This is a genomic window from Mesorhizobium sp. M2E.F.Ca.ET.209.01.1.1 (assembly GCF_004010375.2).
Lineage (GTDB): Bacteria > Pseudomonadota > Alphaproteobacteria > Rhizobiales > Rhizobiaceae > Mesorhizobium.
In genome coordinates this window covers 1-317 of the sequence record NZ_SADP02000831.1, presented here as the reverse complement: position 1 = coordinate 317, position 317 = coordinate 1, and the positions used below count along the sequence as shown (strand labels likewise).

Below are 317 nucleotides of genomic sequence, written 5' to 3'. Positions count from 1 at the left end.
GAGGTTTCCAGGATCGGCAGCGAGGCGTTCACCAGGTGACGGCGCGGCGTCGGCAGTGTGCCGTCGATGACCAGCGCCGCGCCGATGCTGAACACCGCCAGTGCGATGATCTGCGGCAGCCATGGGCGCAGTGCGTTCCAGCCGGCACGGGTCGCGCCGGCACTGGCCTGCAGCGGCTGCCGTAGCGCGGGAGCGAGCGCCAGCAGCGTGGCCAGCACCAGCGGCAGCACGTAGTAGGTGACGCTTTAGATCAGCGCCGCCGCCAGGACCGCCGCCGGCGCCACCTGCGGCAACAGTTTCAGCAGGCTCCACTCGAG

At 70.7% G+C, this 317-nt stretch carries 1 protein-coding gene; it reads right to left on the bottom strand.

Annotation, left to right across the window (positions count from 1 at the left end; genetic code table 11):
- A partial coding sequence (locus tag EN852_RS38100) for a hypothetical protein (RefSeq protein WP_210238323.1) occupies positions 1-230 on the bottom strand: 230 nt, incomplete at its 3' end.
- Between the last annotated feature and the right edge of the window lie 87 nt (positions 231-317).